Origin of the sequence: Thiofaba sp. EF100 (genome assembly GCF_039822285.1) — a bacterium.
In the GTDB taxonomy this organism is placed as follows: Bacteria; Pseudomonadota; Gammaproteobacteria; order Halothiobacillales; family Halothiobacillaceae; genus Thiofaba.
In genome coordinates this window covers 115979-128912 of the sequence record NZ_JBAJEY010000003.1, presented here as the reverse complement: position 1 = coordinate 128912, position 12934 = coordinate 115979, and the positions used below count along the sequence as shown (strand labels likewise).

12 protein-coding genes are annotated in these 12934 nt (G+C 67.2%); 8 read left to right on the top strand and 4 right to left on the bottom strand.

Annotated features, from left to right (window positions below; genetic code table 11):
• Positions 1–115 precede the first annotated feature (115 nt).
• The 8 genes from fliE (V6D91_RS07370) (at position 116) to V6D91_RS07335 (ending at position 7729) form a co-directional block, all read left to right on the top strand.
• Positions 116–448 carry a flagellar hook-basal body complex protein FliE gene (gene fliE, locus V6D91_RS07370; RefSeq protein ID WP_347319141.1) on the top strand — a complete coding sequence of 111 codons (333 nt, stop codon included), beginning with the start codon at positions 116–118 and terminating at the stop codon, positions 446–448.
• 84 nt (positions 449–532) lie between these two features.
• On the top strand, positions 533–859 hold the full coding sequence (gene fliE / locus V6D91_RS07365; RefSeq protein WP_347319139.1) for a flagellar hook-basal body complex protein FliE: 327 nt from the start codon (positions 533–535) through the stop codon (positions 857–859).
• Positions 860–917: 58 nt separating this feature from the next.
• Entirely contained in the window at positions 918–2681 is a 1764-nt protein-coding gene (gene fliF, locus V6D91_RS07360; protein ID WP_347319138.1) for a flagellar basal-body MS-ring/collar protein FliF, read from the top strand.
• On the top strand, positions 2671–3723 hold the full coding sequence (gene fliG, locus V6D91_RS07355; RefSeq protein WP_347319136.1) for a flagellar motor switch protein FliG: 1053 nt from the start codon (positions 2671–2673) through the stop codon (positions 3721–3723). Before fliF ends, fliG begins: the two co-directional genes overlap by 11 nt.
• Before the next feature lie 31 nt (positions 3724–3754).
• Positions 3755–4489 (top strand): flagellar assembly protein FliH, encoded by a 735-nt coding sequence (locus V6D91_RS07350; protein ID WP_347319134.1) that lies wholly within the window; start codon positions 3755–3757, stop codon positions 4487–4489.
• A gap of 14 nt (positions 4490–4503) precedes the next feature.
• Positions 4504–5826: a flagellar protein export ATPase FliI gene (fliI, locus tag V6D91_RS07345; RefSeq protein WP_347319312.1), complete on the top strand. Its 1323-nt coding sequence runs from the start codon at positions 4504–4506 to the stop codon at positions 5824–5826.
• A 60-nt stretch (positions 5827–5886) separates the two neighbouring features.
• Positions 5887–6345, top strand: coding sequence for a flagellar export protein FliJ (gene fliJ, locus V6D91_RS07340; RefSeq protein WP_347319132.1), 459 nt, complete (start codon positions 5887–5889; stop codon positions 6343–6345).
• 10 nt (positions 6346–6355) lie between these two features.
• Entirely contained in the window at positions 6356–7729 is a 1374-nt protein-coding gene (locus tag V6D91_RS07335; RefSeq protein ID WP_347319130.1) for a flagellar hook-length control protein FliK, read from the top strand.
• A gap of 169 nt (positions 7730–7898) precedes the next feature.
• On the opposite strand, the gene V6D91_RS07330 is transcribed toward V6D91_RS07335, so the two are convergent.
• Genes V6D91_RS07330 through mfd form a run of 4 tightly spaced genes read right to left on the bottom strand, consistent with a single transcriptional unit; the run spans position 7899 to position 12877 of the window.
• On the bottom strand, positions 7899–8360 hold the full coding sequence (locus tag V6D91_RS07330; RefSeq protein WP_347319128.1) for a hypothetical protein: 462 nt from the start codon (positions 8358–8360) through the stop codon (positions 7899–7901).
• Entirely contained in the window at positions 8357–8794 is a 438-nt protein-coding gene (locus tag V6D91_RS07325) for an RDD family protein (protein ID WP_347319127.1), read from the bottom strand. Before V6D91_RS07325 ends, V6D91_RS07330 begins: the two co-directional genes overlap by 4 nt.
• Positions 8781–9308, bottom strand: coding sequence for an excalibur calcium-binding domain-containing protein (locus tag V6D91_RS07320; RefSeq protein WP_347319125.1), 528 nt, complete (start codon positions 9306–9308; stop codon positions 8781–8783). The genes V6D91_RS07325 and V6D91_RS07320 overlap by 14 nt, the downstream gene beginning before the upstream one ends.
• Positions 9305–12877: a transcription-repair coupling factor gene (gene mfd, locus V6D91_RS07315; RefSeq protein ID WP_347319124.1), complete on the bottom strand. Its 3573-nt coding sequence runs from the start codon at positions 12875–12877 to the stop codon at positions 9305–9307. The genes V6D91_RS07320 and mfd overlap by 4 nt, the downstream gene beginning before the upstream one ends.
• Positions 12878–12934: the final 57 nt, after the last annotated feature.

Below are 12934 nucleotides of genomic sequence, written 5' to 3'. Positions count from 1 at the left end.
GGCGGCTTCGGCCGCCTTCTTTGTTTTTGGGCATGGCTCGCAGCGCTCATCGGGACCGATGAACTTGGCCCGTTTCATGCTTGAAGTTGTCTGAACAAGCATGCCGGAGTGTCCCATGAGCGACATGAACATCGACCAGGTTTTAAGCCAGATGCGCGCCATGCGCGCGCAGGCCGCGAACAACCTGCAGCTGGGAAGTGCCGAGGCTGCGCGTGTCGCCGGAGGGGATGACTTCGGCTCCCTCCTGCGACGGGCGGTTGACGGCGTGAATGGCATGCAGGCCGCCTCCAGTCAGCTGAAGGCCCGTTTCGAAGCCGGTGACCGCGACGTGGATTTGACGCAGGTCATGATCGCTGATCAGAAGGCCAGCCTGGGCTTCACCGCCGTGACCCAGGTGCGCAACAAGTTGGTCACGGCTTATCAGGACATCATGAATATGCCTGTGTGATGGGAGGATGGGTGCGAATGTTGAGTGAACACAGTTTGCTGGGGGAGTCTGGCCCCCTGAAGCATCCTTTGGGAGGGCACCCTCATGATGGATACGCGCATTGATCATGTGCTGCATCAAATGCGTACCCTGCAATCGCAGGTCACGGCGGGCCCCGGGGCTGAACACGCCCCGGTGGCGCGCGCGCAGGGGGACTTTTCCGCGCTGCTGCGTGCGGCAATCGATGGCGTGAATGCCCTCGATGAGAAGGCGGACGATCTTGCGGATCGTTTTGAGATAGGCGATCGCGATGTGGATTTGACGCAGGTCATGATCGCCGATCAAAAGGCCAGTCTGGCCTTCACGGCCGTGACCCAGGTCCGCAACAAGCTGGTCACGGCCTATCAGGACATCATGAACATGCCGGTCTGAGGCAGGTTGAAGCGGAGCACTGACCATGGCCGAACAGGCACAAACAGCGAATCATTCCATGCTGGCGGAAACCGCTCCCGCAGAGGTGAAGGGAGGAGCTCGTCCGGCCTGGCTTGAGCAGGTCGAGGCCGTCACGCAGTCGAAGAGCTTCCGCCAGCTGGGGGCGCTGATCGGTCTTGCGGCCCTGATCAGTTTCGGGCTGGGCTTTTTCCTGTGGTCGGGTAAGGACGGCGGCATGCAGCCGCTGTACGGCAGCATGGCCCCGCAGGACGCCGCCCAAGTGGCTGATGCGCTGCGTACCACGGGGATTCCGTTCGAGATCGACCGGACAACCGGCCAGATCATGGTGCCCGCCGAGCGCCTGCACGAGATCCGGCTGCAATTGGCCGGCCAAGGGCTGCCAGGCGGGGCACCGATCGGGTTCGACGCCCTGCACAAGGAGCAGAGCCTTGGGGTCAGCCAGTTCATGGAGACCGCGCGCTACCAGAACGCACTGGAGAATGAGCTGGCGGCGACCATCGCTTCCCTCAATCCGGTACAGACGGCCCGCGTGCACCTGGCCATGCCGAAACAGTCAGTGTTCGTGCGCGACCGCATGCCTGCGACCGCCTCGGTGGTGGTCAAACTCTATCCCGGGCGCACGCTGGAGCCGGCGCAGGTCCAGTCCATCGTCAATCTGGTGGCGGCCAGCGTGCCGAACATGAAGGCCGAGGATGTGACCGTGGTGGACCAGACCGGCCGCCTGTTGAGCGAGGACATCGCCAGCAGCGGTGTGGCGCTCAACGGCCGGCAGTTCGAGTACCGCCGCCGCATGGAGCAGAGCTATGTGGCCCGGGTCGAGCAGCTGCTGCAGCCGCTGCTCGGTGCCGGGCGCGTGCGGGCGCAGGTCAATGCCGAGCTCGACTTTTCCGAGCGCGAGGGTACCAGCGAACGCTACGGCCCGGGTGAGGGCAAGGTGCGCAGCGAGCAGCTGAGCGATCAGATGAACACGGTGGGCAGTGGCAATGCCCTCGGTGGCGTGCCCGGGGCGCTGACCAACCAGCCGCCAGGTGGTGGTGCGACCACGCCGCCGGGGGGCAACGGCATTGGCCCGCAGCCCCTGCTCAATCCGCAGCAGTACATGCAGATGCTGCAGATGCCGGCGCAGAGCAACAAGAGTCAGACCCGCAATTTCGAGCTCGACCGCGACATCCAGCACACGAAGATGGCCCCGGGGGAGGTCAAGCGCTTGACCGTGGCCGTGGTCCTGGACGATCGTGTGGTCGTGGGGGAGAACGGCACGACTGAGCGCAAGCCCCTGTCCGACGAGGAACTGGCGAAGTTCACCCAGCTGGTGAAAGAGGCTGTCGGCTTCGATGAGCAGCGCGGTGACCGCGTGACCGTCAGCAATGTGTCGTTCACCGGCGAGGAGTTGGTGGCGGAGGCCCCGCTCTACACCCAGCCCTGGGTGTGGGATGTCGCCAAGCAGCTGCTCCTTGGCCTGGCTGCGCTGATCGTCTTCCTCGTGGTGGCGCGTCCCCTGCTGCGCGCCCTACTGGGCGAGAAGAAGCGCGAGGAGCCCGAGCTTGGCGAAATGGCCGCCTTGCCGCCCGCCGGAGAGCAGCTGGCCCTGCCGGGCATGGTCACCGGCGAGGTGCCTGCCGAGGAGGCCGCTGCCAAGGCACTGGCTGAGGTGGCCGAGGAAGAGGAGGGCCTGCTGGCCATGCTTCCGGGCGCCGAGGGTTACATGCAGAAGATCGAGCACCTGCGCAAGCTGGTCGAGCGCGACCCGCGCCTGGTGGCAACCGTGATCAAACAGTGGACGCGTGAAGATGAGCGATAACATCACGACCGGTCCCGGGGGCGAGGGCGCCCCGGCCCCCGATCCCCTCGTCGGGCTCAAGGGGGCCGAGAAGGTGGCGATCCTGCTGATGGTGTTGGGCGAACAGGCAGCCTCCAGCATCTTCCGCGAGCTGGACCCGGTCGAAGTGCAGAAGATCGGCAAGGCCATGGCCGTCATCCCCAACATCACCCGGCCGCAGATCGAGGCCGTGGTGGATCGGTTCATCGCCGACATGGAGGGGCAGACGGGCCTTGCGCTCGGTGCCTCGGACTACATCCGCAAGGTGCTGATCGGGGCGCTGGGCGAGGATCGTGCGGAGAGCCTGATGGACCGTATCCTGATGGGCGGCACCGGCGGCAAGACGCTGGAATCGCTGAAGTGGATGGATGCGCGCTCGATCGCCGAGATCATCCGCTACGAGCATCCGCAGATCATCGCCACCGTGCTCTCCCACCTGGAAGGCGAGCAGGCGGCCGAGGTGCTGTCCATGCTGCCGGAGAACACCCGCGGCGACATCATCATGCGCGTGGCCACGCTCGATTCCATCCCTCCGCAGGCCTTGATCGAACTCGATGACATCATGGAGATGCAGGCCACCGGCGAGCTGGGCGGCAAGTCGTCCAAGGTGGGCGGCGTGCGCGTGGCGGCCAGCATCCTCAACAACATCGAGAGCAGCATCGAGACCCGGATCATGGAGGAGATCAAGAGTGTCGACTTGGAGGTGGGCACCCAGATCGAGGACCTCATGTTCGTGTTCGCCAACCTCATCGACGTGGACGACCGCAGCATCCAGACCCTGTTGCGCGAGCTGCCGACCGACAAGCTGCTGTTGGCCCTCAAGGCCTCCGATCAGGACCTGCGCGACAAGTTCTTCAAGAACATGTCCAAGCGTGCGGCGGAGATGATGCGCGACGATCTCGACGCCATGGGGCCGGTGAAGCTCTCCGAGGTCGAGGCAGCGCAGAAGGAGATCCTGCAGATCGCCCGCCGCATGGCCGACGAAGGCAAGATCAACCTCGGCGGTGGCGAGGAGATGGTGTGATGGTGTGGTCTGAGTCCAGGGCGGTGGCGGCATGAGTCTGACCCAGGCCACGGGCAAGGCCCCGCGTCTGCTGGATGTGGCTGGCCGGTCGGTGACCCCCTGGCGGCCGCCCTCCATGGACGCGCCGGCCGAGGCCGGCGAGCAAGCTGCCCCGCCGGCCGAGGGGGTCACGGTCGAGGAGGTGATGACGCCGCCGCCCGCCCTGCCCACGGCCGAGGAGATCGAGGCCATCCAGCGGGAGGCCTGGGAGGAAGGCTATCGCGCCGGCCACGCGGAGGGGTTGGCGGCCGGGCAGGCGGAGATTGAGGCGCGGGCGGCCCGTTGGCAGGAACTGGTGGACAGCCTGACCCAGCCGCTGGAGGCGACGGAGGGCGAACTCGAGACCGCCCTGATCGAACTGGCGCTGGCGCTGGCCAAGCAGCTGGTTCGGCGGGAGCTGAAGACCCAGCCGGATGAGATCATCCCAGTCGTGCGTGAGGCGCTTGGCACCCTGCCCGCGACGGCGCGCGAGGTCGTCGTCCATCTCCATCCGGAGGATGCCGCCCTGGTCCGTGCCACCATCCACTCCCCCGGCTCGTTCTGGCGCATCGAGGAGGATGGCGCCATCGCCCGCGGCGGCTGCGTGGTCGTCACGCCCACCTCGCGGGTGGATGCCACGCTGGACCGGCGCATCGCCCAACTCGTGGCCAGCGTGCTGGGCGAGGAGGCCCGAGGCCCCCTCCAGCAAGGCGTGGATGACGGCAGTGGCGGAGACGTGGGGGCATGAAGCATGACCTTGCCATGCGCCTGGCGGAACGCTTGCGCGAACGGGCCGCCCATCTCCCGGGGCCGCCCCGCCCCGTGGTCGAGGGAGTGCTGACGCGCATGGTCGGCCTGACCCTGGAGGCCGAGGGTTGCCATGCCCCGGTGGGGGAACAGTGCAGGATCGTAAGCCCCGGGGGGCAGGAGCTGATGGCCGAGGTGGTCGGCTTTGCCGGCGACCGTCTCTACCTGATGCCGACCGAGGGCACGCAGGGCCTAGCTCCTCAGTCGCGCGTCATCCCCACCGGCCGCAGCATGGGGGTGCGGGTAGGTCTAGGCCTGCTCGGCCGCGTGCTGGATGGCTCCGGCCAGCCCCTGGATGGCAAGGGCCCCTTGCCACCCGGCGATCCGGTGCCCCTGACCGGTCGCCCCATCAATCCGCTGCGCCGTGCGCCGGTACGCGAACCGCTGGACGTGGGGGTACGGGCGATCAACGCCCTGCTCACCGTGGGGCGCGGCCAGCGCATGGGCCTGTTCGCCGGCTCCGGCGTGGGCAAGAGCGTGCTCTTGGGCATGATGACGCGCTACACCCGGGCGGATGTGATCGTGGTGGGGCTCATCGGCGAGCGGGGCCGTGAGGTCAAGGAGTTCGTGCAGGAGATCCTCGGCCCCGAGGGCCTGGCCCGTGCGGTGGTGGTCGCCGCCCCGGCGGATGCCTCGCCCTTGATGCGCCTGCATGGCTCCTGGCTTGCGCATAGCATTGCCGAATACTTCCGCGACCAGGGGCTGAACGTGCTGCTGCTGGTGGACTCCCTCACCCGCTTTGCCCAGGCACAGCGCGAGATCGGCCTCGCCATCGGTGAGCCGCCGGCCACCAAGGGCTATCCGCCGTCGGTGTTCTACCGCCTGCCGCAGCTGGTGGAGCGGGCGGGTAACGGCGAGGAAGGTGGCGGCTCGATCACCGCCTTTTACACCGTGCTGACCGAGGGCGACGACCCACAGGACCCGATCGCCGATGCCGCGCGCGCCATCCTCGACGGCCACATCCTGCTCTCGCGCGAGATCGCCGAGACCGGGCGCTACCCCGCGATCGACGTCGAGGCCTCGGTCAGCCGGGTGATGCCGGCCATCGTCCCGCACGAACAGCGTGATGCCGCCCTGCGCTTCCGCCAGCTGGCCGCCACCTACACCCAGAACCGCGACCTGATCAGCGTGGGGGCCTACCGGCGCGGCACGGACAGCCGCATCGATGCCGCGGTCGAGATGCACCCCCGGCTTGAGGACTTCCTGCGCCAGGATCTGCGCCACGGCAGCACCATGGCGGAGAGCCTCGAGGCACTGTTCAGCCTGTTTCAGCAATGACCTGGGTGGCATGACAGCGAAGGGGTAGGGGGCTATGCTTGACAAGAAAAGGAGGGCGACATGACGCAGCAGCAACGCCAGCAACGCCTTGAGCGCCTGACCGACTTCGCCCGCCAGGAGGAGGACAAGGCTGCGCGTCGCATGACCGAGGCACGCGCCCGTCTGGATGAGCAGCAGCAGCGCCTCAACCTGCTTGAGGAGTACCAGCGCGAATACGCGGCCCGGCTGTCGTTCAACCCCGGCGGCAGCGCGGGAGTGTTTGCCCTGCAGAACTACCGTGCCTTCATGGCCCGCATCGAGGAGGCCGTGCGGCAGCAGCGCCAGGTGGTCGAGCGCCTGGCCAGGGAGCATGCCCAGCTCGCCCTGGCCTGGAACGAGCAGCGCACCCGGACCCGTGGCCTGCAGAAGGTGGAGGAAAAGCTTTCCGCCAGCATTGCGCAGGGCGTGGCGCGTAAAGACCAGCGGCTGCAGGATGAATTCGCCCTGCGCCTGAAGTTCCAATCCACCACCTCCCGCTGAGGGCCCTCCCATGCAACCTGGCCTGCTCCAAGCCCTGATGAACGTCCTGCCCGGCGGGATGGAGGGCGCATCCTCCAAGGTGCTGCAGGCGGATGGCACGGTCGATTTCGCGGGCTTCCTGCAGTCCATGCTTCCTGCCCTGGAGCAGCAGATGGAGGGCATGCCACCTGAGGCCCGCGCCAGCCTGATGGCCGAGTTCCAGCGCGAGATCCACCATGCCCAGGCCGTCGGCGAGGTGAATGGTCCCGAGGCTCGGGTACTGGAGGCCATGCTCGACCCGGGCGCGGGCAAGGGCGATTCTGGCGATTCCGGGGGCGATACGGGAGGGGAGCCGGCCTCGGTCATCGAGCAGCTGCTTGCCATGCTGGGGGATGCTCAGGGGCCCATCCCGCCGGGAGCGGTTGTTTCCGGTCTTGCCAAGGTGGATTTCGGCCCGGAAGAACCGGTAACGGATATCGCCCGTCAGCCTGCGCAGGAGCTACCCGCATCGACGGGTGAGGTATCCGCCGCAGGCATGCCGATGGCAGTCGGTCTCCCCCTCCCGCCCCTCTCCGATGACCCCCGCCTTCTCGCGGCGAGCGCATCGGCTCCCTTGGCGGCAAGCGGGCGAGTGACCATGGGTGGAGCGGTGCAGGTCGTGTTGCCCAAAGAGGGGGCGGGGCCTGATGTGCGTCAGGCCGCAACGCCTCCTGCCGCAGACCGGGGTGCAGTCCCCGGCTTTGAGCGCTGGGAGCCGGCCGAGGCGATGCGGATGGCCCAGCAGGTGGCTGAAGTCCCCGGCCTTCCGGTGCGGGACGTGGAGCCTTCGGCCCGTCCCGGAGAGCTCATGGCCCGGTTCGAAGCCTCCCCCGCGTCGTCCGATAACCCGTCCGCCATGCCTCCCCTGCTGGCCGCGGATCCGTCCAGGCCGCGCACGCCTCAGGACCTCCCCTTCCTCGAACGCATCCCCATCCCAGTGCACCAGCCGCGTGAATTCGGTGAGGCCGTGGGGCAGCGGGTGATGCTGATGCTCGGCCAGCAGATGCAGGGCGCGCGCATCGAACTGAACCCGGTCGATCTCGGCCCCATGGAGATCCACCTCCACCTGCGCGGCAACGAGGCCAACGTGCATTTCGGTGCGGCCCACGCGCTGACCCGCGAGGTCATCGAGGCGGCGCTGCCGAGGCTGCGTGAAATGCTGGCCGACCAGGGGTTCACCCAGGTCAACGTGAATGTCGGTCAGCAGCAGGGCCAGAATGCGCAGGGGTTCAACGGCCAGGGCGGAGCCTCCGGGCAGGGCAGCGGCAGCCCCTGGAGCACCGGGCCGGGGGCGGATGCGGCGGATACCGCCGCCAGAGGGATCGAATACCCGGTGCGGTCGGGTGGCGTCGACCTGTTTGCCTGAAACAGCGGGGCCAGGTTGGCCTGGGGCCGATGATCCTGCACTGGGTCGCGGCGGGGGCGCCGCTCCTACACCGGCATGGGCGAGGATCAGGGGCAGTATGCCTTCTCCCGTGTAGGAGGCCCGCCCCCGGGCCGATGATCCCGCACTGGGTCGCGGCGGGGCACCGTTCCTACCCCCGCTGGGCCTCCGGCATGGGTGAGGCGTCCTCTGCACGGGCGCTGCCTTCCTGGATGAAGCGGTGCAGCGTGGCATCGTGGGCAAGGATCAGCGGCACTAGCGCCGGGTCATCGCTGGTCAGTTCCGCGCACACGCCGTCTTCCCGCTCGAAGAGCTCCACCCGGATGTTCTCGCGCTGCTCGAACAGCTCGGCGAACAGCGGGTCCCAGGAGCGGATCGCCCGGCCCTTGGCGAAGCGTGCCTTCATGTCCGCGGCATGACGGCGCAGGATCAGGGCCAGGGCGGGATCATCGCTGGTGGTGCAGGTGCGAATGCCATTCGGCAGGGGCTCCGTCACCCGGTGTAGCCGCGTGTGCCCGGCAAAGAGGGCCTGGATGTCGGCCTGATGGGCCTGGTGCTCGGGGTCGCTGCCGCCACGGCCATGCCGGTAGATCTTTTCTTTGCTTTCGCTCATCGGATTTCATCCACGATCAGGCGCGTCCCGCTCATGCGATCCTGCAGGGCACGCCGTTTGGGGTCGAGGACCAGGGCCAGCACTCCAAGGCCCAGCAGTCCCCAGCTTGGCACGGCCCACAGGGCGCGGCGCAGCAGGGCGGCAAGGCGAGGCGTCTCGCCCGCTTCGTCGATCAGCCTCACCCGCCAGGCGCGCATGCCGAGTGTCTGCCCGCCCTTGCGCCAGAAGCCCAGGTAGAAGCCGAGCGCGGAAAGCCCGAGTAAGGCTTGGTAGGCCCAGTGCCAGGGGCCTTGCTCGGGCAGGGCCTCACCCCCGGTGAGGGGGAGTAGCAATGCGGTCAGCACGAACCACAGGGCGAGGATCAGCAGCCAATCGTAAAACAGCGCGCCAAGGCGGCGGAACGGGCCTGCCGGCGCGCCCTTAACGACGGACATGGCGACCCCATCGCTTTATCCACCGCTCCAGATCAAGATCGGTCACGCTTCCATGCCCACACCACTGGTCCTCACAGGGAATCCCGTCACTGTCGCCGTCCATTTTGGTGTTGGGGCAGTGGTTGAGGAAGTAAATGGCTTCTTCACATGAGCGCATTTGCGAGCAATGTGTTCGTCCATCGCATTGAAAGGGGGTATTTGGAATTTGAGGTTGGCTGGTTTCTTCATCGAGCCCGCCCAGCGAACTCTTGGACGTTGATGCCTTTTGGGAACGCATCTGTTCCAGTTCGCGCTGGATCGCCTCTTGGCGTTTTTGCTCGGCCAAGGCGCGAGCTTTCCGCTCTTCTTCAAGGTTGACCCATCCATCCTTGCTGCGGCGTTCGCCGTCCTCACAGGGGATGCTCGTAAATTCGATGGAGCCGTTTTTCCCTGGGCATTTGTAGATGGTGGCGAAGGACGCACCGACGGGAGCGCATGCCAATGATCCAGCCCACAACAACGTGATCCATTTCATGCCCGATCTCCTCCTCCCAATCTTTCGAGCAGGCGCTCAATGAATGTGAAGCGTTGCTCCGCCTCGGCCAGCGGCGCGGTGAATTTCAGCGCATCCTGCCCGCCGAGCTGGTAGGTCTTGGGCTCGCGCTGGATCAGTTGGACGATGCGCAGAGGGTCGATCGGCGGGTTGGGCTCAAACAGGAGGCGCCCGCCCTGCGGCCCGGCCTCGAGCTTGCGGATGCCGAGCTTTTGCGCGCGGATGCGAAGCAAAGCCTGGCGCAGGAGGTTCTGCGCGGCGGGCGGCAAAAGGCCGAAGCGGTCGATCAGCTCGACGCGCATCTCGTCCAGTTCCCGCTCCGTGGTGAGGCTCGCGATGCGCTTGTAGAGGATCAGACGGGTGTGCACATCCGCCACGTAGTCCTCCGGCAGCAGGGCGGGCAGGCGCAGGTCCACCTCCACGCCGTGGCGCAAAGGCTGCATCAGCTCGGGTTGCTTGCCGGACTTGAGGGCCCGGACCGCACGGTCCAACAGTTCCATGTAGAGGCTGAAGCCAACCTCGTTCATCTGCCCGCTCTGCGCCTCGCCCAGAAGCTCTCCGGCGCCGCGGATCTCGAGATCATGGGTGGCGAGGGTGAAGCCCACGCCCAGATCCTCCAGCTTTTCGATCGCCTCCAGCCGCTTGACGGCGTCCGGCGTCATCGCCCCCTTGGGCGGGGTGATGAGGTAGCAGTAGGCGCGGTGGTGGGAGCGGCCGACCCGGCCGCGCAGCTGGTGCAGCTGGGCGAGTCCAAGCTTGTCGGCGCGGTGGATGAGGATGGTGTTGGCGCTGGGGATGTCGATGCCTGACTCGATGATGGTGGTGCTCACCAGGACGTTGAAACGCTGGTGGTAGAAGTCGGCCATGACCCGTTCCAGTTCCTTTTCCGGCATCTGCCCGTGGGCGTAATGGATACGTGCCTCGGGGATCAGCTCGGAGAGCTCGCGGGTCATGCGCTCGATGGAATCGACGTCGTTGTGCAGGAAGTACACCTGCCCGCCGCGTTTGAGCTCGCGCAGGATGGCCTCGCGGATCAGCGCGGTGTCCCATGGCGTCACCAGGGTCTTCACCGCCAGGCGCTCCTTGGGCGGGGTGGCGATGATGGACAGCTCGCGCAGGCCGGAGAGGGCCATGTTGAGGGTGCGCGGGATGGGGGTGGCGGTCATGGTCAACAGGTCCACCTCGGCGCGCAGGTTCTTGAGCTGCTCCTTGTGGCGCACGCCAAAGCGCTGCTCTTCGTCGATGATGACCAGCCCAAGGTTCTTGAAGCGCACCTCCGGGGAGATGAGCTTGTGGGTGCCGATGATGATGTCGATCTTGCCTGCGGCCAGGTCCTCCAGCACCTGCCGGGTCTCCTTGCCGGCGGTGAAGCGGGAGAGGCCCTCGATGCGCACGGCGAAGTCGGCGAAGCGGTCGCGGAAGTTGCGCAGGTGCTGCTGGGCGAGCAGGGTGGTGGGGGCGAGCACCGCGACCTGGCGGCCATCCTGCACGGCCACGAACGCCGCGCGCATGGCGACCTCGGTCTTGCCGAAGCCCACATCGCCGCACACCACGCGGTCCATGGGCTTGCCGGAGGTCATGTCGTGGATGACCGCGCTGATGGCGGCGAGCTGGTCGGCGGTCTCCTCGAACGGGAAGCCCTCGGCGAAGCGGGCATAGGCCTCGGGGTCGAGCTGGAAGGCATGGCCCTTGCGCGCGGCGCGGCGGGCATGCAGGTCCAGAAGCTCCGCGGCGACGTCGCGGGTCTGCTCCATCGCCTTTTTCTTGGCCTTGTCCCAGGCGTCCGAGCCGAGCTTGTGCAGCGGCGCGTGCTCGGGGCTTGCGCCGGTGTAGCGGCTGATCAGGTGCAGGCTGGTGACGGGGACGTAGATGCGATCCCCCCCGGCGTATTCGAGGGTGAGGAACTCCTGCTTGAGTCCGCCGACCTCCAGCACGGTCAGGCCACGGTAGCGTCCCACGCCGTGGTCCTCGTGGACCACCGGTGCGCCCTCGGCCAGTTCGGTGAGGTTGTGGATGACGCTCTCGGCATCGCGCGTGCGTTTGACCCGCTTGCCCCGCTGGGCCACGCGCTCGGCGAAGAGATGGGTCTCGCTGATGAGGGCAATAGACACCCCCTCCCCCTTGGGGGGGGAGGGTTGGGGAGAGGGGGAGGCGCTGGCGTTGGCTGCTTCGTGGCCAACGCTCTTCACCCTCTCCCCCGGCCCCTCTCCCTTGGAGGGCGAGGGGAGAAGTAGCCCCTCCTCCAGCGGCGCAACGCTGATCAGCAGGCGCTTGTCGCTCGCGAGGAAGGCGGACCAACCGTCCACCGTGTCAAAGCTCAAGCCATGACGGCGCAGCAGATCTCCGAGGGCCTCGCGGCGGCCGGGGGACTCGGCGGTCAGCAGCAGCTTGCCGTCGATCTCTTCCACAAAGCTGCGCAGGCGCTGCGCGGGGTCCTCGGCCCGCGCCTGCCAGCCAAGCTCGGGAAGCGGCTGGAAGGGGAAGCGGGTGGCCTGCGGGAAGTTCGGGTCGTCCTCGGCGAGGATGCGCACCTGCAGGCGCTCGTGCAGCAGGGTGCCAAGCTGGTCTTTGGAGATGAACAGCATCTCCGGCGGCAACAGGGGGCGTTCGCGGTCGTGGCGGCGTTGCTCGTAACGCTCCTGCGCCTCGCGCCAGAAGTCGTCCGCGGCCGCCTCAAGACCCGGTAGGCTCAGGCAGACCGTCTTGGCGGGCAGGTAATCGAACAGGGTGGCCAGGCCATCGAAGAACAGCGGTAGGTAGTATTCGATGCCGGGAAAGGGCAGGCCCTGCTGCAGCTGGCGAAGGAGGTCGCGTCCGGAGGTGTCGAAATAGTGTCCCCAGGCCTTGCGCGCATGTTTGATGCCGTCCTCGTCCAGCGGGTACTCCCGCGCGGGCAGCAGATTCAGCGCCTCGATCGTCTCGAGGCTGCGCTGGGTCTCCGGGTCGAACAGGCGCAGGGATTCGATTTCATCGTCGAACAGGTCCACCCGCACCGGCAGGGCCTGGCCGCTGGGGAACAGGTCGAGGATGGCGCCGCGCACGGCGAACTCGCCATGCTCCATCACCTGAGCCACCGAGCGGTAGCCGGCATCGCTCAGGCGCTGGCGAAAGGCCTCGACATCCAGCCGCTGGCCCTTGCGCAACTGGATGGTGCGACCGCGCACGTAGTTCGTCGGCGGCAGGCGTGTCAGCAGGGCCGGAATGGAGACGATCACCACCCCCTGCTTGAGGTCCGGCAGGCGGTCGAGGGTCGCGAGCCTCTGCGCGACCAGGTCCTGATGGGGGGAGAACAGGTCGTAGGGCAGGGTCTCGGTGTCCGGAAAGACCATGACCGGCACGCCCGCCTGGTCGAGGAAGAAGCCCAGTTCGGCTTCCAAGCGGTAGGCATCCTGCATGCCGGGGGCAATCAGCAGCAGTGGGCCCTCATGCCGCCTGGCCGTTTCCGCCAGCAGGAGGGCGAGCGCCGCGCCAGGCGGGCGCCGCCAGTAGAGCGGATCGCGCGGGCGCAGGGGCAGGGGGGCGGTGATGAGGGCGTGGGCGGATGTCTTCATGTGCGTATTGTCCCACGAACGGGGATGGCCCTGAATGCCGGCGGAATGTGGTCTATG

Excerpts from the sequence above, each read along its gene's own strand:
- fliE (WP_347319141.1), top strand. The coding sequence starts at position 116 with ATGAGCGACATGAACATCGACCAGGTTTTAAGCCAGATGCGCGCCATG.
- fliE (WP_347319139.1), top strand. The coding sequence starts at position 533 with ATGATGGATACGCGCATTGATCATGTGCTGCATCAAATGCGTACCCTG.
- fliF (WP_347319138.1), top strand. The coding sequence starts at position 918 with ATGCTGGCGGAAACCGCTCCCGCAGAGGTGAAGGGAGGAGCTCGTCCG.
- fliG (WP_347319136.1), top strand. The coding sequence starts at position 2,671 with ATGAGCGATAACATCACGACCGGTCCCGGGGGCGAGGGCGCCCCGGCC.
- V6D91_RS07350 (WP_347319134.1), top strand. The coding sequence starts at position 3,755 with ATGAGTCTGACCCAGGCCACGGGCAAGGCCCCGCGTCTGCTGGATGTG.
- fliI (WP_347319312.1), top strand. The coding sequence starts at position 4,504 with ATGCGCCTGGCGGAACGCTTGCGCGAACGGGCCGCCCATCTCCCGGGG.
- fliJ (WP_347319132.1), top strand. The coding sequence starts at position 5,887 with ATGACGCAGCAGCAACGCCAGCAACGCCTTGAGCGCCTGACCGACTTC.
- V6D91_RS07335 (WP_347319130.1), top strand. The coding sequence starts at position 6,356 with ATGCAACCTGGCCTGCTCCAAGCCCTGATGAACGTCCTGCCCGGCGGG.
- V6D91_RS07330 (WP_347319128.1), bottom strand. The coding sequence starts at position 8,360 with ATGAGCGAAAGCAAAGAAAAGATCTACCGGCATGGCCGTGGCGGCAGC.
- V6D91_RS07325 (WP_347319127.1), bottom strand. The coding sequence starts at position 8,794 with ATGTCCGTCGTTAAGGGCGCGCCGGCAGGCCCGTTCCGCCGCCTTGGC.
- V6D91_RS07320 (WP_347319125.1), bottom strand. The coding sequence starts at position 9,308 with ATGAAATGGATCACGTTGTTGTGGGCTGGATCATTGGCATGCGCTCCC.
- mfd (WP_347319124.1), bottom strand. The coding sequence starts at position 12,877 with ATGAAGACATCCGCCCACGCCCTCATCACCGCCCCCCTGCCCCTGCGC.